Source organism: Streptomyces roseolus (assembly GCF_014649855.1).
In the GTDB taxonomy this organism is placed as follows: Bacteria; Actinomycetota; Actinomycetes; order Streptomycetales; family Streptomycetaceae; genus Streptomyces; species Streptomyces roseolus.
Map to the genome: position 1 here is coordinate 99,404 of NZ_BMTV01000009.1, position 21,067 is coordinate 120,470.

General features: G+C 73.4%; 12 protein-coding genes. 4 read left to right on the forward strand and 8 right to left on the reverse strand.

The genetic code is table 11. The features are described from left to right. Positions 1-35 precede the first annotated feature (35 nt). The 3 genes from glgP to IE245_RS12985 form a co-directional block, all read right to left on the reverse strand. Entirely contained in the window at positions 36-2,588 is a 2,553-nt protein-coding gene (glgP, locus tag IE245_RS12975) for an alpha-glucan family phosphorylase (protein WP_189946976.1), read from the reverse strand. Between the two features lie 185 nt (positions 2,589-2,773). Further along, positions 2,774-5,734 (reverse strand): ABC transporter substrate-binding protein, encoded by a 2,961-nt coding sequence (locus tag IE245_RS12980; protein WP_268256550.1) that lies wholly within the window; start codon positions 5,732-5,734, stop codon positions 2,774-2,776. Positions 5,735-5,829: 95 nt separating this feature from the next. Beyond that, entirely contained in the window at positions 5,830-6,771 is a 942-nt protein-coding gene (locus IE245_RS12985; RefSeq protein ID WP_373305318.1) for an AraC family transcriptional regulator, read from the reverse strand. A gap of 253 nt (positions 6,772-7,024) precedes the next feature. Here IE245_RS12985 and IE245_RS12990 point away from each other — a divergent pair, with 253 nt between their 5' ends. The 4 genes from IE245_RS12990 (at position 7,025) to glgB (ending at position 14,637) form a co-directional block, all read left to right on the forward strand. Continuing rightward, positions 7,025-9,010 (forward strand): alpha-1,4-glucan--maltose-1-phosphate maltosyltransferase, encoded by a 1,986-nt coding sequence (locus tag IE245_RS12990; protein ID WP_229851256.1) that lies wholly within the window; start codon positions 7,025-7,027, stop codon positions 9,008-9,010. After that, positions 9,007-10,719, forward strand: coding sequence for a maltose alpha-D-glucosyltransferase (treS, locus tag IE245_RS12995; RefSeq protein ID WP_189946980.1), 1,713 nt, complete (start codon positions 9,007-9,009; stop codon positions 10,717-10,719). Before IE245_RS12990 ends, treS begins: the two co-directional genes overlap by 4 nt. A 234-nt stretch (positions 10,720-10,953) precedes the next feature. Continuing rightward, positions 10,954-12,306 carry a maltokinase N-terminal cap-like domain-containing protein gene (locus IE245_RS13000; protein WP_189946981.1) on the forward strand — a complete coding sequence of 451 codons (1,353 nt, stop codon included), beginning with the start codon at positions 10,954-10,956 and terminating at the stop codon, positions 12,304-12,306. 117 nt (positions 12,307-12,423) lie between these two features. Next, a complete protein-coding gene (gene glgB, locus IE245_RS13005) occupies positions 12,424-14,637 on the forward strand; it encodes a 1,4-alpha-glucan branching enzyme (protein WP_189946982.1) in 2,214 nt (737 codons plus the stop codon). A gap of 25 nt (positions 14,638-14,662) precedes the next feature. Here the strand turns inward: glgB and IE245_RS13010 are convergent, their stop codons facing one another. From IE245_RS13010 to IE245_RS13030, 5 genes are all read right to left on the reverse strand, one after another. Continuing rightward, positions 14,663-16,897, reverse strand: a complete 2,235-nt coding sequence (locus IE245_RS13010) for a HelD family protein (protein WP_189946983.1) — start codon at positions 16,895-16,897, stop codon at positions 14,663-14,665. Positions 16,898-17,040: 143 nt separating this feature from the next. Next, positions 17,041-17,919, reverse strand: a complete 879-nt coding sequence (locus tag IE245_RS13015; protein WP_189946984.1) for an alpha/beta hydrolase — start codon at positions 17,917-17,919, stop codon at positions 17,041-17,043. A gap of 116 nt (positions 17,920-18,035) precedes the next feature. After that, positions 18,036-18,479 (reverse strand): GNAT family N-acetyltransferase, encoded by a 444-nt coding sequence (locus tag IE245_RS13020; RefSeq protein ID WP_189946985.1) that lies wholly within the window; start codon positions 18,477-18,479, stop codon positions 18,036-18,038. After that, on the reverse strand, positions 18,476-19,339 hold the full coding sequence (locus IE245_RS13025) for a nitroreductase/quinone reductase family protein (RefSeq protein ID WP_189946986.1): 864 nt from the start codon (positions 19,337-19,339) through the stop codon (positions 18,476-18,478). The genes IE245_RS13020 and IE245_RS13025 overlap by 4 nt, the downstream gene beginning before the upstream one ends. 227 nt (positions 19,340-19,566) lie before the next feature. Continuing rightward, positions 19,567-20,955 carry a cation:dicarboxylate symporter family transporter gene (locus IE245_RS13030; protein ID WP_189946987.1) on the reverse strand — a complete coding sequence of 463 codons (1,389 nt, stop codon included), beginning with the start codon at positions 20,953-20,955 and terminating at the stop codon, positions 19,567-19,569. Positions 20,956-21,067: the final 112 nt, after the last annotated feature.

Genomic DNA, 21,067 nt, shown 5'->3' on the forward strand with positions numbered 1-21,067 from the left:
TCCAGCCTAGGCACCCGCCCGGGCCCCGTCGGCGGCTACCTCAGGAGCACCCCCGCGCCCTCGCCGCCCGGGTCCTCGGGCAGCGCGATCAGGCCGGGTTCGGCGGGGTGGGCGAGGAGCGGGTGGGCGGGCAGCACGCGGACGGTGCAGCCGAAGGCGCCGGTGCGGTCGAGCTCCAGGGTGCCCGCGTAGGGCTGGCGGCCCTCCAGGTCGGGGCCGCCGACGGGCTTGAGGGCGACCGTGCGGGTGCCGGTGAGGGTGTCGTCGGCGTCGACGCGGCCGGTCACGGCCTGCACCTCGACGTCGTCCGGGGAGAGGCCGCCGAGTGCGACCCGCACCCGGACGCAGGGCGTGGCGCCCAGTTCCGCCCCCGCCTCGGCGAGGTCGTCGCCGATCTCCACGTGGTCCACCGAGACGCCCGGCCAGGCCGCCCGGACCCGGGCCTTCCAGGCGGCGAGCTCCCGCGCCCGGTCCGGGGTGAGCGCCCGGCGGGCCGCGGCGGCGGGGACGTACAGCCGTTCCACGTACTCGCGGACCATCCGGTCGGCGAGGACCTTGGGGCCGAGTTCGGTGAGGGTGCGGCGGACCATGGCGGTCCAGGCTGCGGGGACGCCGTCGGGGCCGCGGTCGTAGAAGCGGGGGGCGACCCGGCGCTCGATCAGTTCGTAGAGGGCGGCGGCCTCCAGGTCGTCGCGGCGCTCCTCGTCGGCCGCGGCGGCCCCGTCGGCGGTGGGGATGGCCCAGCCGAACTCGGGCTCGTACCACTCGTCCCACCAGCCGTCGAGGACGGAGAGGTTGAGGCAGCCGTTGAGGGCGGCCTTCATGCCGCTGGTGCCACAGGCCTCCAGGGGGCGGAGGGGGTTGTTGAGCCAGACGTCGCAGCCCGGGTAGAGGCCGCGGGCCATCTCCATGCCGTAGTCGGGCAGGAAGACGATCCGGTGCCGGACCCGGGGGTCGTCGGCGAAGCGGACCAGCTCCTGCACGAGCTTCTTGCCGCCGTCGTCGGCCGGGTGGGCCTTGCCGGCGACGACGAGCTGCACCGGCCTCTCGGGGTCGAGCAGCAGGGCGCGCAGCCGGTCCTTGTCGCGGAGCATCAGGGTGAGCCGCTTGTACGAGGGGACCCGGCGGGCGAAGCCGATGGTGAGGACGTCGGGGTCGAGGACGGCGTCGGTCCAGCCGAGTTCGGCGGCGGCCGCGCCGCGCTGCCGCCAGGAGGCGCGCAGCCGGTCCCGGACGTCGGCGACGAGCCGGGCGCGCAGGGTCCGGCGCAGCTCCCACAGCTCGCGGTCGCTCGCGTCGGGGCCGAGGCGGGCGGCTTCGGGGGCGGTCCAGGTGGGGGCGTGGACGCCGTTGGTGATGGAGGTGATCGGCACCTCCCCGGCGTCGAAGCCGGGCCAGAGTCCGGCGAACATCTCCCGGCTGACGGCGCCGTGGAGGGTGGAGACGCCGTTGGCGCGCTGGGCGAGGCGCAGGCCCATGGCGGCCATGTTGAAGACGCCGGGTTCGCCGCCGAGCGGGGTCTCGTCGCCGAGGGCGAGGATCCGGCCGGTGTCGAGGCCGGGCAGGGCGCCGTCGTCGCCGAGGTGGCGGGCGACGAGCTCCCGGTCGAAGCGGTCGATGCCGGCGGGGACGGGGGTGTGGGTGGTGAAGACGGTCCCGGCCCGCACGGTCTCCAGGGCGGCGTCGAAGTCGAGCCCCCCGCCCTGGAGTTCGCGGATCCGTTCGAGTCCGAGGAAGCCGGCGTGACCCTCGTTGGTGTGGAAGACCTCGGGCGCGGGGTGGCCGGTGAGCCGGGCGTACGTGCGGACGGCACGGACGCCGCCGATGCCGAGCAGCATCTCCTGGAGGAGCCGGTGCTCGCTGCCTCCGCCGTACAGCCGGTCGGTGACGGCCCGCTCGCCGGGGGCGTTCTCCTCGACGTCCGAGTCGAGCATGAGCAGCGGGACGCGGCCCACCTGCGCGACCCAGATGTGGGCGCGCAGGCTCCGCCCGCCGGGCAGGGCGAGCGCGATCCCCGCGGGGCCGCCGTCGGCCTCCCGGAGCAGGGAGACCGGCAGCTCGCCGGGGTCGAGGACGGGGTACTGCTCCTGCTGCCAGCCGTCCCTTCCGAGGGACTGCCGGAAGTAGCCGTGGCGGTAGAGCAGTCCGACGCCGATCAGGGGGACGCCGAGGTCGCTGGCGGCCTTGAGGTGGTCGCCGGCGAGGATGCCGAGCCCGCCGGAGTACTGGGGCAGGGCGGCGGCGACGCCGAACTCGGGCGAGAAGTAGGCGACGGCGGCGGGCCCGTCGCCCGGGCCGCGCTCCTGGTACCAGCGGGGCCGCTCCAGGTAGCCGTCGAGGTCCTCGGCGGCGAGGGCGAGCCTGCCGAGGAAGTCCCGGTCGGCGGCGAGCGCGGCGAGCCGGGACGCCTCCAGGGCACCGAGCACGCGGACGGGGTCGGCGCCCGCGAGCCCTTCGGGGGCCAGGGAATCGAAGAGGGCGCGGGTCGGCTCGTGCCACGACCAGCGCAGATTGCGCGCCAGGGCGGCGAGGGGTCGAAGGGTGTCGGGGAGGACAGGACGCACGGTGAATCGACGGATTGCCTTCACGTGTCCCACCTTCGCAGGCCGGTGACGCTACGGGGCGGACGCACCACGCTGTGCGCCCGGCGTGCCGCCCCGAGTGTAGGAACCCGGGGCCGGTTCGGGGCGGGGCGCCCGGGGGCACGGGCGGGGCGCCCGGGGGCGCGTTCCCCCGGGCGCCCCGGGCCGCGGGCCGGGGCGCCGGCCGGGCGTCACGGCCCTTCGCCGAGGCCCAGGGCCTGTACGTCGACCAGGTTGAACGCCTCGTGGACGTAGACGTTGGTCAGCCGCGGGTGGCGGTGGTTGACGGTCTTCTCGGCGGTGACGGGCAGGTAGTACGCGCCGTCGGTGAGCCGGTGGTTGATCTCCTGGTAGAGCCGGTTCGCCTCGGCGTCGTCGGTCTCGGCGGACGCCCGGTCGAACAGCTCGTCGATCGCGGGGTCCTTCACCCGGGCGTAGTTGGTGTTGCCCTCGGACCTGGACAGGGCGCTGTCGGCCAGGGGCTGGAGGAAGCCCGCGCCGGTGGGGAAGTCGGCCCCCCAGCCCATCATGAGCATGCCGATCCCCTTCTCCCTCTGGATCTTGGGGGAGCCCAGGGCGGCGTAGTAGGCCGGGACGCTGTCGAAGCGCTCGATCTCCACCTTGATGCCGACCGCCCGGAGATCGTTCCGCAGGGCGGTGAGCGCGGCGGCGTCCTTGGGGTTCCCGCTGTTCAGGGCGACCTTGGTGGTGAAGCCGCCGGGCTTGCCGCACGCCCGCAGCGCCTTCTCGGCCTCCTCCTTGCGGGGCTTGCCCTTGGTCAGGCCGAAGGGGTCGTAGGAGTCGGCGCCGCGGGCCGTCGGCGGCAGCATGTTGCCCTGGAGGGAGGCGAAGGACGGGCCGCCGCGCGCGGTCCGCATGGCCTCGGTGCCGGCCGCGTAGACCACCGCCTTGCGGCAGTCGACGTTGTCGAAGGGGGCGGTGTCGGAGATCATCGTGACCATCCGGAGGTACCCGCTGTACGGGTTGTCCACCTGGGCCTTCAGCTTCGGGTCGCCCAGCACCCTGGCGGCGGTCGCCTGCGAGAGGCCGAGCTGGGAGGCGTCGAGGTCGGCGGTGCCCGCGAGGAGCTGCTGGTCGACCTTGGCCGGGTCGGTGGTGATGGTCAGCTCGACGCGGTCCGGCAGGGCCTTGCGGAGCGGGTCGGTGGCCGGATCCCACTGCTCGTTGCGGACGAGGACCAGCGACCGGCCCGGCTGGTAGGAGGAGAAGCGGTACGGGCCGGAGGCCATGGGCCTGGTCCCGTAGCGGTCGGCGGTGTCGCGCTGCCGCGGCACGGGGGCCGTCGCGCCCATGGTGAGCAGGTACGGGAACCGGGAGTCGGGCTCGGCCAGCCGGAAGACGACGGTGAGGTCGTCCGGGGTCTCGACGGACCGCAGGCCCGACGTCCCGGTGTCCCGGTACGGGCCCCGGTAGCCCTGCTTCTGGTCCAGGACGTCGACGAGGTACGTGGGTCCGCCGGCGATCTCCGTGGCGAAGACGCGCTCGATGCCGTACTTGACGTCCGCGGCGGTGATCGGCGAGCCGTCCTCGAACTTCAGGCCGGGCCGCAGCCGGAACGTGTAGGTCCGGCCGTCGGCGGACACCTCGGGCGGGGCGGCGGCCAGGTCGGGGACCACCGCGAGGCCGTCCTCGCCCGGTGCGGCGGCGTAGGTCATCAGGGTGCGGGCGTAGAGCCGCTGGATGTTCCAGACCCATCCCGAGTAGGAACGGGCCGGGTCCCAGGAGTCGGCGTCCGTCGAACTCACCAGGCGGAGGGTGCCGCCCTTCCGGTCGGAGGCGTTGACCACCTTGCCGACCGCGGCGTCGAAGCCCCCGGTGGCCCCGGAGTCCCCCCGGCCCTCCTGCCCGCCCTTCCCCTGGTCCTTCCCCTGGTCCTGCTGCCGCCCCTGCTTCCCGGCCGGGTCGTCCTTCAGGCCGAGGACCGTGGCGGTGACGCCGCCCGCCACCAGGACGACGCCGAGGGCGATCGCCAGGAGCCCGCGGCCCCGGGGGCGGCCGGGCGGGCGGGCCGGTCCGCCCGCGGGGCCGGGGGGGTACGGGGTGGGGGTGGTGACGGCGTACGGGTTGCCGGCGACCGGACGGCCGACCGGGGCCGGCGCGGCGGACGGCACGGCCGCCGGCGGGGTGCCCGGCATCGCCGGCATCGCCGGCGGCGTGCTCGGCATCGCGGGCGGTGCGGCGGGGCCCTTCGCCAGCGGGACGCGGGGGTCGGGCGCGGCCGCCGTGTCGGGCGTGGGCGCCGGTGCGTCACCGGCCGGCCGGCCGGTGACGGCGCCCGCCGAGCCGAGGGACGCCGCCACCGCCGCCGGCAGCCAGTCGGTCTCCTGCGCCTGCCCGCCGCCGTAGGTGTGGCCGCTCCCCTCGCCGAGCAGTCCGGCGAACTCCGCGAGCAGTTCCGGCACCGTGGGCCGGCGGGCGGGGTCCTTCTCCAGGCACCGGGCGACGAAGTCCGTCCCCGGCGGCAGCAGGCGCAGGTCGGGCTCCGCGTAGACGGCGCGGAAGTTCACCGAGTGCGCCGAGCCGGTCCCGAACGGTCCGACGCCGCAGGCCGCGAAGGCCAGCACCGCGCCCAGCGAGAAGACGTCGCTCGCCGGGCCGACGGCGCTTCCCGCCACCTGCTCGGGCGACATGAAGCCGGGGGTGCCGATCACCATCCCGGCCTGGGTCAGGACGCTCGACTCGCCGAGGATCGAGATCCCGAAGTCGATCACCCGGGGGCCGTCGGCGGCGATCAGCACGTTCGACGGCTTCAGGTCGCGGTGGACCAGGCCCGTGCCGTGGATGGCCTCCAGGGCCTCGACCAGCCCCGCGCCCAGGTAGAGCAGGGAGCGCCGGGACCACGCCCCGTGCGTGCGGACGGCCGCCTCCAGGGACGGCCCGGGAACGTAGGCGGTGGCGAGCCAGGGCGGCGAGCCCATCGGGTCGGCGTCGACCACGGCCGCGGTGAAGAAGCCGGTGACCCGGCGGGCGGCCTCCACCTCGCGGACGAACCGGCGCTGGAACTCGGGGTCCTCCGCGAGTTCGGCGCGCACCACCTTGACGGCGACCATCCGGCCGCTCGTGGACCGCCCCAGGTAGACGCGTCCCATTCCGCCCGCCCCCAGGCGGGCCAGGATCCGGTACCGCCCCACCTGCCGCGGATCCGAAGCATCCAGCGCCTGCAACTCCGCCCCCGTCCCCGTTCCCGTGCCCGGCGCCGCATCCCCTGGACGCCGGGACGATTACATCAGACCGGCCGCCGGCTCCGGCGGGGGGCGGCGGGCGCGGCGGCCCGGTACTCGCCCGGCGTCATGCCGTAGGCGGTGCGGAAGGCGAGGTGGAAGCCGACGCGGCTGCGGTAGCCGACGCGGGCGGGTACGGCCGACTGGGGGAGCCCCGTCTCGGCGAGCAGCCGGGCCGCCTCCCGTATCCGGCGGGCCGTCAGGTGACGGGCCGGGGAGGTGCCGACGGCCTCGCGGAAGGCCGCGGTGAAGGCGGAGCGGCCCATCCCGGCCTCGCGGGCGAGGGTCACCACGGTCCACGGCTCGGCGTAGCGGTGCTCGATGGCGGCGAGGCCGCGGGCGATGCCGGGGTGGGGGCAGGGGCCGTCCGGCGGGCGCGGGGCGGCGAGGACGAGCGCGGTCTCCAGGACGCGCAGGGCGAGCAGCCGGTCGCCGGGGCCCGCGCGGCGGCCGGGCGCGGCGAGCGCCGCGAGGGTCTCACGCAGCAGCGGCGCGCCCTCGACGCGCCGCCGTTCGAGCCGGAGCGCGCGCGGGAGCGCCGTCATGAGGGGCGGTGCGCCCCGGGGGTCGTAGCCGGCCCGTACGGTGAGCACCCGGGCGCCCTCCTCCGTCCCGCCGACCACGCGCACCTCCGCGGGCGGCGCGCCGGGGCCGCCGGGCGGCGGGGTGCCGGAGGCGGCGGGGCCCGCGGTGAGCCGGTGGGGGGTGCCGGTCGGCAGGAGTGCCAGGTCGCCGGGGGCGAGGTCGAGGGGGCCCGTCCCCGGCAGGGCGAGCCCGCACCGCCCGGCCAGCACGTGGTGGAGGACGGCCCGGGCCGGTTCCGTGTCCATGCGCGTCTCCCGTCTTCCGCGGTGACGACGGACCGTCAGCGTAACGAGGTCCGGCGCCGGTTCGCGGTCCGCCGCACGGCACCCGGCGGGTTTCGGCCGACTCGCGCCTTGCCGCACCCCCTACGCCCTAGTAGTTAACAAAGGGCCGGATTGCCCACGCGTGAACCCGGGGAAGCTCCCCGGGTACTCCCCCGAATCCCTCGTTCCCGTACCCGCCTCCGTACTCCGCTTCATCCCTGTGGGCCCGCCATCCGAGTGAACGCGGAGGGGCGCGGCGATGCCCGCCTCCCACCGGCCTCCGGCGCGGCTAGAAAGAGCGCACCACCACCCGCACCCCCGTAAACCGTCAGGTGATGCTGTGAATCCGCTCATGGGACGCATTCCCGTACTGGACGTCCGCCCGCTGGTCGACTGCGGCCGGCGCCCCGCGAAGGCGGTGGCCGGCGAGACCTTCGAGGTGTCGGCCACCGTCTTCCGCGAGGGCCACGACGCGGTCGCCGCCAATGTCGTACTCACCGGCCCGACGGGCCGCCCGGGGCCGTGGACCCCGATGCGCGAGCTGGCCGAGGGCTCCGACCGCTGGGGTGCCGAGGTCACCCCGGACGCCGAGGGGCTGTGGACGTACACCGTCGAGGCGTGGAGCGACCCGCTGGCGACCTGGCGCCACGCGGCGAAGATCAAGATCCCGGCCGGGATCGACTCCGAACTCGTCCTCACCGAGGGCGCGGAGCTGCACGAACGGGCCGCGAAGGGCGTCCCGAAGAAGGGCGGCGGCCGGGAGGCGGTGCTCGCGGCGGCCGACGCGCTGCGCGACGAGTCCCGCCCGGCCGCCGCGCGCCTGGCCGCCGCGTTCGCGCCGCGGGTGACGGAGACCCTGGAGCGGCACCCGCTGCGCGAACTGGTCACCGTCTCCCCGGCGTTCCCGCTCCGGGTGGAGCGGGAACGGGCCCTGTACGGCGCCTGGTACGAGTTCTTCCCGCGCTCGGAGGGCGTGCGGGAGGTCGAGGGCCGTACGGTCCCGGGCACTTTCCGCACCGCGGCCGAACGGCTCCCGGCCATCGCGGCGATGGGCTTCGACGTGGTCTACCTGCCGCCGATCCACCCGATCGGCGAGACCCACCGCAAGGGCCCGAACAACTCCCTGTCGGCGTCGCCGAGCGACGTCGGCGTGCCGTGGGCGATCGGTTCGCCGGAGGGCGGGCACGACGCGGTCCACCCGGACCTGGGCACGATCGAGGACTTCGACGCCTTCGTGGCCCGGGCCCGGGAGCTGCGCCTGGAGGTCGCGCTGGACTTCGCGCTCCAGTGCTCGCCGGACCACCCGTGGGTGGAGAAGCACCCGGAGTGGTTCCACCACCGGCCGGACGGCTCGATCGCCTACGCCGAGAACCCGCCGAAGAAGTACCAGGACATCTACCCGATCGCGTTCGACAAGGACATGGACGGCATCGTCGCCGAGACGGTCCGGGTACTGCGGCACTGGATGGACCACGGGGTGCGGATCTTCCGGGTGGACAACCCGCACACCAAGCCGGTGGTGTTCTGGGAGCGGGTGATCGGGGAGATCAACGGGCGGGACCCGGACGTGATCTTCCTGGCGGAGGCCTTCACCCGACCGGCGATGATGCGGACCCTCGGCGCGATCGGCTTCCAGCAGTCCTACACGTACTTCACGTGGCGGAACTCCAAGGACGAGCTGACCGAGTACCTGACGGAGCTGTCCGGCGAGGTGGCGGCGCAGATGCGGCCCAACCTCTTCGTGAACACCCCGGACATCCTGCACGCCTACCTCCAGGAGGGCGGCCGGCCGGCCTTCGAGGCGCGCGCGGTGCTCGCGGCGACGCTCTCGCCGACGTGGGGGATCTACGCCGGCTACGAGCTGTGCGAGAACACCCCGCTGCGCACCGGCAGCGAGGAGTACCTCGACTCGGAGAAGTACCAACTCAAGCCCCGGGACTGGGAGTCGGCGGAGCGCGCGGGCGCGACGATCACCCCGCTGATCACCGCCCTGAACCGGATCCGCCGCCGGCACCCGGCGCTCCGCCGGCTGCGGAACCTCACCTTCCACGACGTCGACAACCCGCAGGTGATCGCCTACTCGAAGAAGGAGGGTTCGAACACCGTTCTGGTGGTCGTCAACCTCGACCCGCACCACACCCAGGAGGCGACGGTCTCGTTGAACATGCCGGTACTCGGCCTCGGCTGGCACGAGACCGTGCCGGTGCGCGACGAGCTCACCGGAGACACCTATCACTGGGGCAGGAGCGCCTACGTGCGCCTGGAACCGGGCGTCGCGCCCGCGCACGTGCTCGTCCTGCGACCGTCCCCGCAGACCGGAGGGTCACCCATCTCATGACCGTCAACGATCCCGTCCCCGACACCTTCGAGGACACCCCCGCCAAGGACCTCGATCCCGACTGGTTCAAGCGGGCCGTCTTCTACGAGGTCCTCGTCCGGTCCTTCCAGGACAGCAACGGCGACGGCGTCGGCGACCTGAAGGGCATCACGTCCCGCCTGGACTACCTCCAGTGGCTCGGCGTGGACTGCCTGTGGCTGCCGCCGTTCTTCAAGTCCCCGCTGCGCGACGGCGGGTACGACGTCGCCGACTACACCTCGGTCCTCCCCGAGTTCGGCGACATCGCCGACTTCGTGGAGTTCGTGGACGCGGCGCACCAGCGCGGGATGCGCGTGATCATCGACTTCGTCATGAACCACACCAGCGACCAGCACCCGTGGTTCCAGGAGTCGCGGCGCGACCCGGAGGGACCGTACGGCGACTACTACGTCTGGGCCGACGACGACAAGCAGTACCCCGACGCCCGGATCATCTTCGTCGACACGGAGACCTCCAACTGGACCTTCGACCCGGTCCGCAAGCAGTACTACTGGCACCGCTTCTTCTCGCACCAGCCGGACCTCAACTACGAGAACCCGGCCGTGCAGGAGGAGATCCTGTCGGCGCTGAAGTTCTGGCTCGACCTCGGGATCGACGGCTTCCGGCTCGACGCGGTGCCGTACCTGTACCAGCGGGAGGGCACCAACTGCGAGAACCTGCCGGAGACCCACACCTTCCTCAAGCGGGTCCGCAAGGAGATCGACGACCACTACCCGGACACGGTGCTGCTCGCCGAGGCCAACCAGTGGCCGGAGGACGTCGTCGACTACTTCGGCGACTTCCGCTCCGGCGGCGACGAGTGCCACATGGCCTTCCACTTCCCGGTCATGCCGCGGATCTTCATGGCCGTGCGGCGCGAGTCGCGCTACCCGGTCTCCGAGATCCTGGCGAAGACGCCGGAGATCCCCTCCGGCTGCCAGTGGGGCATCTTCCTCCGCAACCACGACGAGCTCACCCTCGAAATGGTCACGGACGAGGAGCGGGACTACATGTACGCCGAGTACGCCAAGGACCCGCGGATGCGGGCCAACATCGGCATCCGGCGCCGCCTCGCCCCGCTCCTCGACAACGACCGCAAGCAGATGGAGCTGTTCACCGCGCTGCTCTTCTCGCTGCCGGGCTCCCCGGTGCTGTACTACGGCGACGAGATCGGCATGGGCGACAACATCTGGCTCGGCGACCGGGACGGGGTGCGCACCCCGATGCAGTGGACCCCGGACCGGAACGCGGGCTTCTCCTCCTGCGACCCGGGCCGCCTCTACCTGCCGGCCATCATGGACCCGGTCCACGGCTACCAGGTGACCAACGTGGAGGCGGGGATGGCCTCGCCGTCCTCGCTGCTGCACTGGACGAAGCGGATGATCGAGATCCGTAAGCAGAACCGCGCCTTCGGGACGGGGACGTACACCGAACTGCCGTCCTCCAACGCGGCGGTGCTCGCCTTCCTCCGCGAGACCGCTCCGGAGGAGGGCCAGGACGCTGATCTCGTGCTCTGCGTCAACAACTTCTCGCGGTTCGCCCAGCCGACCGAGCTGGACCTGCGGCGCTTCGCCGGGATGCGGCCCGTCGAGCTGATCGGCGGGGTGGAGTTCCCCGCGGTCGGCGAGCTGCCGTACCTGCTGACGCTGGCGGGCCACGGCTTCTACTGGTTCCGCATGAAGCGGAGTTGACCGGAGGCCGATTCGGCCTCCGCCGGAGTGGGACGGTTTCCTCCGTCCCACTCCGGGAACTGTGTCCCACACACGAACCTCCCCCATACGGATCCATCCAGCCCCATCCGTACGGATCTTCCCTTTCCGACACGTCCCGCACATCCGGACAGCCCCAGCCGCCATCCGGGACAATCTGCGCATTTGAACACTTACGACAACCCTGTGCGCACCCCGGGGAAAGGACGCGATGCCATGCCGGAGATTGCCGCATCCACCACCCGGGCCCCGGACGCCCTCCTTCCGTCCCTGACACCCCTGCTCCACGAATGGCTGCCCCGGCAGCGCTGGTTCGCGGGCAAGGGCCGCCGGGTCACGGGATTCACGCTGGAAGCGGCCACCGAGCTGCTGCCCCTGGACGGCCCCGGACCCGGACTCCTCCACCTCCTCGTCCGGGTCGAACAACCCGGCCGCCCCACCGGCGAACCCGCCGACTGCTACCAGCTCCTCCTCGGCGTACGGTCCCAGCTGCCGCCGCGCCTCGCGCCCGCCCTCATCGGACGCGTCCGGCAGGGCCCGCTCGCCGGCCGCGCCGTCTACGAAGGGCTGCGGGACCCGCGCCTCGCCGGTCTCCTGTACGAGCGGCTGCGCACGCCCGGCCGCACCGGGCCGCTCCGCTTCCACGCCACCCGCGCCCTGCCCGGGGCGCTCGCGCCGCGGGTCCTCGACGCCGAACAGTCCAACTCCTCGCTGGTGTTCGGCGACGCGTACATCCTGAAGATCTTCCGCCGGGTCAGCCCCGGCGCCAACCCCGACCTCGAACTGACCCTCGCCCTCGGACAGGCCGGCTGCGCCCGGGTCCCGGCGCCCGTCGCCTGGTTCGAGTCGGGGGCGGCGACGCTCGGCGTCCTCCAGCCCTACCTCCGCGACTCCCGCGACGGGTGGCGGCTCGCCCTCGACGCGCTCGCCGCCGGGCGGGAGTTCACCGCGGAGGCGCGGGCCCTCGGGCGGGCCACCGCCGAGGTGCACCTCGCGCTCGCCGAGACCCTGCCCACGCAGCGCCTCGAACGGGCCGAGACGGAGGGCCTCGCCGCCGCGATGGACCGCCGGCTGCACGCCGCCGCGCAGGCCGTCCCCGCGCTGCTGCCGTACGTCCCCGGACTGCGGGCCGTCTTCGCGGCGGCGGGCGACGCGGAGGGCGCGGGCACGGTGCAGCGGATCCACGGCGACCTGCACCTCGGGCAGACGCTGCGCGGCTCGGACGGCGGGTGGGCCGTCATCGACTTCGAGGGCGAGCCGGCGAAGCCCCTCGAAGAACGGCGCCGCCCGCAGCCGACGGTCCGCGACGTGGCCGGCATGCTCCGCTCCTTCGACTACGCGGCCCGTACGCACCGGCCCTGGAACGCGGAGTGGGCGGTGCGGTGCCGGGCGGCGTACTGCACGGGCTACGCGGAGGTCGCGGGCGCGGACCCCCGCACGGACCCGGCCCTCCTCCGCGCCTACGAGACGGACAAGGCGGTGTACGAGGTCGTCTACGAGGCCCGCCACCGCCCCGACTGGCTCCCCGTCCCCCTCTCCGCCATCCACCGTCTCGCCACCCCGCCGTGACCGCCCCGCCCACGCGGGGGGGCGTCGGCGGGACATGGCCCGTTCGGCGGAGTTTCCGGGGGGGTTGTGGGGGTGTTGACATGTTCGTACATATTCCGAGCTTTCTGGAGGCCACCGGTGACCGCCAAGACGCCCCGCACAGCGCCCCCTCTCGACCCCGGCGAGCGCGCGCGGTTGCTCGCCGGCGAGCATCACGACCCACACGCCCTCCTCGGCGCGCACCCGGTGAAGGGCGGGCTCGTCATCCGGGCGCTGCGCCCCTGGGCGAGCGGGGTGACGGCCGTGCTGCCCAAGGGGCGGACGGTGGAGCTCGCCCACGACGGCGACGGGCTCTTCTCCGCGTTCGTCCCGCTGCTGCGCAAGGTCCCGGCGTACGAGCTCCGCGTGCGCTACGGGGACGACGAGCTCGCCGTGCAGGACCCGTACCGGCACCTGCCGTCGCTCGGTGAGCTGGACCTGCACCTGATCGGCGAGGGCCGGCACGAGGAGCTGTGGACGGCGCTGGGCTCGCGGGTGATGCGGCACGGCGGCGTCACCGGCACCCGCTTCGCCGTCTGGGCGCCGAACGCCCGCGGCGTCCGCGTCACCGGCGACTTCACGCACTGGGACGGCACCGGGCTGCCGATGCGCTCGCTGGGCTCCACCGGCGTGTGGGAGCTGTTCGTGCCCGGCATCGGGGAGGGGGCGGTGTACAAGTACGACATCACCCGGCCCGACGGCTCGCACACGCTCCGCGCCGACCCGATGGCCCGCCGCACCGAGTGCCCGCCGGACACCGCCTCGATCGTCACCGAGTCGCACTACGAGTGGAGCGACCAGGAGTGGATGGCGCGGCGCGGCGCCCGTCCGCCGCACGAGGCGCCGATCTCCGTGTACGAGGTCCACCTGCCGTCCTGGCGGCCCGGGCTGACCTACCGCGAGCTGGCGGTGGAACTGCCCGCGTACGTCCGTGAACTCGGCTTCACGCACGTGGAGTTCATGCCTGTCACCGAGCACCCCTTCGGCGGCTCCTGGGGCTACCAGGTCACCGGCTTCTACGCGCCGACGGCCCGCCTCGGCACCCCGGACGACTTCAAGTTCCTGGTGGACGCGCTGCACCGGGAGGGCATCGGCGTGCTCATGGACTGGGTGCCGGCGCACTTCCCGAAGGACGACTGGGCGCTGGCCGAGTTCGACGGGCGCCCGCTGTACGAGCACGAGGACCCGCGCCGCTCGCACCACCCGGACTGGGGGACCCTGGAGTTCGACTACGGCCGCAAGGAGGTGCGCAACTTCCTGGTCGCCAACGCGGTGTACTGGTGCCAGGAGTTCCACGTCGACGGCCTGCGCGTGGACGCGGTCGCGTCGATGCTCTACCTGGACTACTCCCGCGAGTACGGCGAGTGGCTGCCGAACGAGTACGGCGGCCGGGAGAACCTCGACGCGGTCGCCTTCCTCCAGGAGATGAACGCCACCGTCTACCGCCGCTGCCCCGGCATCGTCACCTTCGCCGAGGAGTCGACCGCCTGGGACGGGGTGACGCGGGCGACGGACCTGGTCGGGCCGGGCGGCCACGGCGGGCTCGGCTTCGGCATGAAGTGGAACATGGGCTGGATGCACGACTCGCTCCAGTACATGGAGAAGGAGCCGGTGCACCGCAAGTACCACCACCACGAGATGACCTTCTCGATGGTGTACGCGTACAGCGAGAACTACATCCTGCCGATCTCGCACGACGAGGTGGTGCACGGCAAGCGGGCGCTGGTGTCGAAGATGCCCGGCGACTGGTGGCAGCGGCGCGCCAACCACCGCGCCTACCTCGGCTTCATGTGGGCCCACCCGGGCAAGCAACTCCTCTTCATGGGGCAGGAGTTCGCGCAGGGTTCGGAGTGGTCGGCGGACCACGGGCCCGAGTGGTGGCTGCTCGACCCGGAGTACGGCGCGGAGGCCGACCACCGGGGCGTGAAGGACCTGGTGCGGGACCTGAACCGGGTGTACACGGCGACGCCGTCGCTGTGGGAGCGGGACACCGTGCCGGAGGGCTTCGAGTGGGTGGCCGGGGACGCCGCCGACGACAACGTCCTCGCCTTCCTCCGCTACGACGGCTTCGGCTCGCCGCTCCTCGCCGTCTGCAACTTCTCCCCCGTCGTCCGGCACGACTACCGGATCGGCGTGCCGGACTCCTTCGCCGCCTGGAGCGAGGTGCTGAACACGGACGCGGCCCGGTACGGCGGTTCGGACGTGGTCGGCACCGACCCGGTGAAGACCGAGTCGGTGCCGTGGCACGGGCGGCCGGCGAGCGTCCGGACGACGCTGCCGCCGCTCGCGACGGTCTGGCTCCGCCCCGCCTGACGGTCGTCGGGCGGGCCTGACGGTCTCAGGCCCGCCTGACGATCCCGAGCCGCTGGGTGGCCCGGGTCAGCGCCACGTACAGGTCGTTGGTCCCGTGCGGGGCGCCGGCCCGGATGCCGTCCGGGTCGACGACGAGGACCGTGTCGAATTCGAGGCCCTTCGCCTGGCGGGGGTCGAGGAGGACCACCGGCCGGGTCAGGTCGGGCTGCTCGCCGTACGAGGCCTCGGGCAGCGCCTCGGCCAGGGCGGGCAGCAGCTCCGCCGGGGCGATCACCGCGAGCCGGCCCTCGGCGCGGAGCTCGGCGGCGACCGCGTCGGCGGTCTCCTTCACCGGGTCCTCGGCGGCCCGGTCCCAGGGCTCGACGCCGGTGGAGCGGACCGAGCCGGGCGGCTCGAAGGCCGGGTCGTCCTCGCGGCGCGCGGCGGCGGCGACCGCCATGATCTCGGCGGGCGTGCGGTAGTTGACGCCCAGCCTCACGTGCTGCCAGCGGTCCTCCACGTACGGGGTGAGGATCCGCTCCCACGCGCCGACGCCGGCCGGGTCGCCGGTCTGCGCCGGGTCGCCGACGAGGGTCATGGAGCGGGTGGGGCTGCGGCGCATCAGGAGCCGCCACTGCATGGCGGACAGCTCCTGCGCCTCGTCGACGACGATGTGGCCGAAGGCCCAGGTGCGGTCGGCGGCGGCCCGCTCGGCGGCGGTGCGGTGGTCGGCCTCCTCGTGGCGCTCGGCGAACCGCTCGGCGTCGATGATGTCGTGCGCGGACAGCACCTCGGAGGCGTCCTCGTCAAGCTCCTCCTTGTCCTCGAACTCGTAGGTGCGGGAGGCGAAGGAGACGTCGAGGACGCCCTGCGCGTACTGCACCTGCCGCTGCCGCTCGGCCTCCTGGGCGGCCCGCTCGGCGGAGTCGTCACGGCCGAGGAGCTCGGCCGCCTCGTCGAGGAGGGGGACGTCGCCCGGGGTCCACGCGCCGCCGTCGCGGCGGATCGCCGCCGCGTCCTCCTCGGGGAGGTGGGTGGGCTCGGCGAGGTAGTCGGCGAGGAAGGCCTCGGGGGTCAGTTCCGGCCAGAGCTCGTCGATGGCGGCGTGCACGTCGGGGTTGGCGGCGACGCCCTTGGCGAGGAGGGCGATGTCGTCGGGGCCGAGGAAGTTCGGGCCGCCGTACGGGTCGGCGCCGATCCGGTCGGCGAGCTGCTCGGCGAGCGCGTCGAGGATCCGGAAGGCGAAGTAGGGGCGGGCGAGGTTGTGCGGGAGGGCGGTCTCGCGGGCCTTGTGGCGGGCCTCCAGGGCCATGTCCCAGTCGATGACGAGGTCGCCGTCCTCGTGCGCGACGACGAGCGGCGCACCGCGCTCGGGGACCTGCTGCCGGTCGCGTACGGCCTCGGCGAGGGCGGCGGCCATCCGGACGTCGCCCTTCACGGCGGCGGCGCGCGGGGTGTCCGCGCCGGTGGCGCGGACACCGGGGTACAGCTCGCCGGGGGTGGCGAGGAGGACGCCGGTCTCGCCGAGCGAGGGCAGCACGTTGCCGATGTAGCCGAGGAAGGCCGGGTTGGGGCCGACGATGAGGACGGCCCGCTTGGCGAGCTGCTCGCGGTGGGCGTAGAGGAGGTACGCGGCGCGGTGCAGGGCGACGGCGGTCTTGCCGGTGCCGGGGCCGCCCTCGACGACGAGGACGCCGTGGTGCGGGGAGCGGATGATGGCGTCCTGCTCGGCCTGGATGGTCTGCACGATGTCGTGCATCCGGCCGGTGCGGGCGGCGTCGAGCGCGGCGAGGAGGACCTCGTCGGCGTCCCGGCCCTCGTGCCCGGAGCGGCTGCGGTCGGCGAGGTCGAGGACCTCGTCGTGGAGCGAGACGACCTCGCGGCCCTTCGTGGTGATGTGCCGGCGGCGGGTGAGGCCCATGGGCTCGTGGCCGGTGGCGAGGTAGAACGGGCGGGCGATCTCGGCGCGCCAGTCGACCACGAGCGGGGTGCGCCGCGGGTCGTCCTCGCGCAGCCCGATGCGGCCGATGTGGTGGTCGCGGCCGTCCTTGAAGACGAGCCGGCCGAAGCAGAGCCCGGACTCCCCGGCGTTGAACGCGGCGAGCAGCCCCGACTGCTCGGCGACCAGGATGTCCCGTTCCAGACGCGACTGCGCGCTCCCGGTCCCGGGCGTCCTGAGCGCCTCGCCCACGGCGGTCTCGGCCCGGTCCCTCAGGTCGTCGAGCCGCGCGTAGAGCGAGGTGATGAATTTCTGCTCGTCCCGAATTGGCTCGGTTGACAATTCGACTCCCAGCGCGATACAGTGCCTTTAGTGAAATGCTCCGTGAATTCCTCGTGACAACGTCGCGAGTGAGTACACGGAATTCACCAATATAGACGCCGCACCACCCCGACTGTCAATTCAGCCGGGGTTTTTTGGTGTCGTCACGCGGTTTCGGTGTGGCGCAGGATCTCCTTCGCGAGCGGGGCGTGGACCTCGGGCGGAAGGGCGTGGCCCATGCCGGGGATCTCGGCGAGCCGGGCGCCGCGGATCACCTGGGCGAGGTGCTCGGCGTGCGGCGCCGGCGCGACCGGCTCGGCCGGCGCGGAGATCACCAGGACGGGGACCTCGGTGGCGGCGAGCTCGTCGGTGCGGAGCAGCCCGGACGGATCGGCAAGGGCATGGGCGGAGCCCGGCGCGTGGTGTCCGGTGTGGGCGACGATCGCGCGTTCCCGCTCGCGGAACCAGTCCGCGTCGAAGGGGAGGGCGTCGCCGGCCAGGGCCCGCCAGTGCTCGACCCGGTCATCCAGCTCCCCCTCGAGGTCGCGGTCCTCCGGAGGAAGGGCCCAGAACTCCAGGAGGCGCTCCGAGGGGCCGGGCAGCTCCTCGACCGGCACCCGGGCTCCGTCGGGGCCGACGTACGGGGTGGTGCTGAGCGCGGTGGCGCCGATGAGGGTGGCGCTCAGCAGCCGGTCCGGGTGGTCGGCGACCAGGAGCTGGGCGAGCAGCCCACCGAGGGACATGCCGACGACGTGGGCCCGGTCGACCCCGAACGCGTCCAGGACGGCGACGGCGTCCTCGGCGAGCCGGGAGATCGGGTAGGGGTTCTCGTCGAAGGCCCACGTGGAGCGCCCGGTGTCCCGGTGGTCGTAGCGGATCACCCGGTGGCGCTCGGCAAGCAGGGCCACCAGCTCGTCGGGCCAGGCGAGGCCGGACGCCAGCGCGCCCATGACCAGGAGCAGCGGGGGCCGGTCGGCGGCTCCGCACTCCTCGGCCCAGAGCCGTACGCCCGGCTCCACGTCCACGTACCGTTCCCGCGTCATGCGGATCTCCTCCCGCCGCCCAACAAGACGAGACGTATCGTATCGCTACACCCTCGGGGGAAGTCAAGTGCCGAAGGCCGGGCGCGACGAAGGGCCGGGCCCCGTGGGGTCCGGCCCTAGACCAGGCTCTTGTGGAAGTGGACGTCCTCCGCGCCGCCCGGGATGCCGAGCGTGCGGCCGGTCTCCACGTACCCGTGCCGCCGGTAGAAGTCCGGGGCCTGGAAGGTGAAGGAGGAGACGGCGGCCCGGTCGCAGCCGCGCCGGCGGGCCTCGGCCTCGGCCGCGCGCAGCAGCCTGCTCCCCCAGCCGTCCCGGCGGTGGTCCTCGTGCACCCACAGCATCTCGATGCCGAGCAGGCCGCCCCAGGTCCAGGCGGTCAGCCCGCCGACGGTCTCGCCCGTCTCGGGGTCCCGTGCCCGCACGGACAGCTCGCCCTGGTCCTCGGCGGTGGTCCCGGTGGCCGCGAAGTTGTACGCGTCGAGGCCCCGGTCCAGGAGTTTCGTCAGGTCCGGGTCGCGGCCCCCGACGGTCAGCCCCGCCTCGTCGTGATCATGGTTCATGCGGCCGAGTCTGGCACGGCCGCCCTCAGGAGCGGAACGACCTCCGCCTCCTCGTACGCGAAGTGGGCCTCCAACTCCGCGCGCAGCCTGTCGAATTCGGGACGCAGCCGCTCCGGTCCCGTCTCGTCGACCCGGGCGAGCAGCTCCCGCAGGCCGTCGAGCGCGCGGGAGACGGTGGCGTGTTCGGCGTGGAGCCGCTCGAACACCCCGGCCTTCCCGGGGAACGCGCGGGCCAGGTACGGGAAGAGGCCGGCGTCCTCGCCGCCGTGGTGCCGGGCGAGGCCCGAGCAGAAGGTGAGGCAGTGGCGGCGGAGCTCCACCGTCAGCTCGGCGGTGCCCCGCGTGGCGAGGCCCTCGGCGAGGGCGGCGAGTTCGTCGCGCAGCCAGTCGTGGACCTTCACCAGTTCGTCGGCGAGGGCGTCGAGCCGGTCCGGCGGGGTGTGGTCGTCTTCCGGGATCCGGTGGAGGACGACGACGGGCAGGACCCTGCTCGTCGCCTTCTGGTAGTCGGCGTAGCCGGGGGCGACCGCGACGACCTTGGCGAAGAGCTCGTCCCGCTCGGCGCCGGCCGCGGCGACGGCGGTCGCCTGCCAGGTGTCCGCGCCCAGCTCCACTGTCACCGTGGGGTGGACGAGGACGTTGCGGTACCAGTCCGGGTGGCGGTCGGAGCCGCCGGCCGAGCCGACGACGAGCAGCCGGTCGCCGTCCTCGACGAATCCGAGCGGAGTGGTGTGTTCTTTTCCGGACCTGGCGCCGGTGGTGGTGAGGAGAAGGAGCACCCATCCCTCGAAGGGGCCGCCGAGGCGTCCGGCGTTGGTGCGGAATTCTTCGATGATCGAGGTGTTGAAGTCGAGAGGCAACTGCCGTCCCTACGGTTCTCTTGCCTCCATGTCTCCGCTTTCGAGCGCGGACCGACACGCGACGCGAGGAGCCCCATTCTCACGCGGAGGCCCTTGACGGTGTCAAGGGCCTTTTCGCGGGGGCGGGTTCCTCCCGGTGCCCGGATCCGGCTCAAGGCCCGGGTCCCGGGAGGAGGTTCGGTGGGGGTCGGACGCCCGGCGGGGGGGGCGGACGCCCGGCGGGGGGGTCAGACTCCGGTGCGGGCGCGCTCCTCGCCCTGGTCGCGCTGGTCGGGTACGGCGGTGGGGTCGGCGGGCCCGGCGTGGTCGGCGTGGTCGGCGTGGTCGGCGTGGTCGTCGACGAGTGTCTTCTCGTCGAAGGGGAACTTCCCCGCCAGGACCTCGGTCACCCGCGTCCGGTCGATCTCCTTCGTCCAGGTGCCGACCAGGACGGTGGCGACGGCGTTGCCGGCGAAGTTGGTGAGGGCGCGGGCCTCGCTCATGAAGCGGTCGATGCCGACGATCAGACCGACGCCGTCGACCAGGTCGGGGCGGTGCGACTGGAGGCCGCCGGCGAGGGTGGCGAGACCGGCGCCGGTGACGCCCGCGGCACCCTTCGAGGCGATGATCATGAAGACGAGGAGGGAGATCTGTTCGCCGACCGAGAGCGGGTCGCCCATCGCCTCGGCGACGAAGAGCGAGGCCATCGTGAGGTAGATGGCGGTGCCGTCGAGGTTGAAGGAGTAGCCGGTGGGGACGGTGATGCCGACGACCGGCTTGGAGACGCCCAGGTGCTCCATCTTCGCGATCAGGCGGGGCAGCGCCGACTCGGAGGAGGAGGTCGAGAGGATCAGCAGGAACTCGCGGCCCAGGTACTTCAGGAGCGACCAGATGCCGACCCCGGCGACCAGCCGGAGCAGCGCGCCGAGGACGACGAAGACGAAGAGGGCGCAGGTCAGATAGAAGCCGATCATGATGACGGCGAGCGACTTGAGGGCGTCGAGGCCGGTGGCGCCGACGACGGCGGCGATGGCGCCGAAGGCGCCGACCGGAGCCGCCCACATGATCATGGAGAGGATGCGGAAGACGAGCCGCTGGATGTGCCCGATGCCGCGGAGGACCGGTTCGCCGGCCGAGCCCATCGCCTGGAGCGCGAAGCCCGCGAGGAGGGCGACGAGGAGCGTCTGGAGGACCTCGCCCTCGGTGAAGGCGGAGACGAGGGTGGTGGGGATGATCCCGAGCAGGAAGTCGGCGGTGCCCTCGCTCGCGCCCTCCGCCTGCTGGGCGCCGGCCTCGGCCAGCTCCTTGGTGAGGTGGAGGCCGGAACCGGGCTCCAGCAGGTTGCCGACGACGAGGCCGATCGCGAGTGCGACGGTCGACATCACCAGGAAGTAGCCGAGCGCGAGGCCGCCGACGGCGCCGACCTTGGCGGCCTTGCGGACCGAGCCGACGCCCAGCACGATCGTGCAGAAGATGATCGGCGAGATCATCATCTTGATGAGGTTCACGAAGCCGGTGCCCAGCGGCTTCAGCTCGACGGCCACGCCGGGGGCGAGGAAACCGACGCCGATGCCGAGCAGGACGGCGCCGATCACGGCCAGATACAGATAATGGGTGCGGTCCCGGCGTGCGGCCACGGGGTCCTCCTCGTACGGATGGGGGCGTCCACGTCCCGGTGGACTCCGCGACTATCCATCAGCCTGTGACCGGGGTCACCGTTGCGTGCGTTTCGTTCATGGCCGAAACGTG

Excerpts from the sequence above, each read along its gene's own strand:
- IE245_RS13000 (WP_189946981.1), top strand. The coding sequence starts at position 10,954 with ATGCCGGAGATTGCCGCATCCACCACCCGGGCCCCGGACGCCCTCCTT.
- IE245_RS12990 (WP_229851256.1), top strand. The coding sequence starts at position 7,025 with ATGGGACGCATTCCCGTACTGGACGTCCGCCCGCTGGTCGACTGCGGC.
- treS (WP_189946980.1), top strand. The coding sequence starts at position 9,007 with ATGACCGTCAACGATCCCGTCCCCGACACCTTCGAGGACACCCCCGCC.
- IE245_RS13015 (WP_189946984.1), bottom strand. The coding sequence starts at position 17,919 with ATGACGCGGGAACGGTACGTGGACGTGGAGCCGGGCGTACGGCTCTGG.
- IE245_RS13020 (WP_189946985.1), bottom strand. The coding sequence starts at position 18,479 with ATGAACCATGATCACGACGAGGCGGGGCTGACCGTCGGGGGCCGCGAC.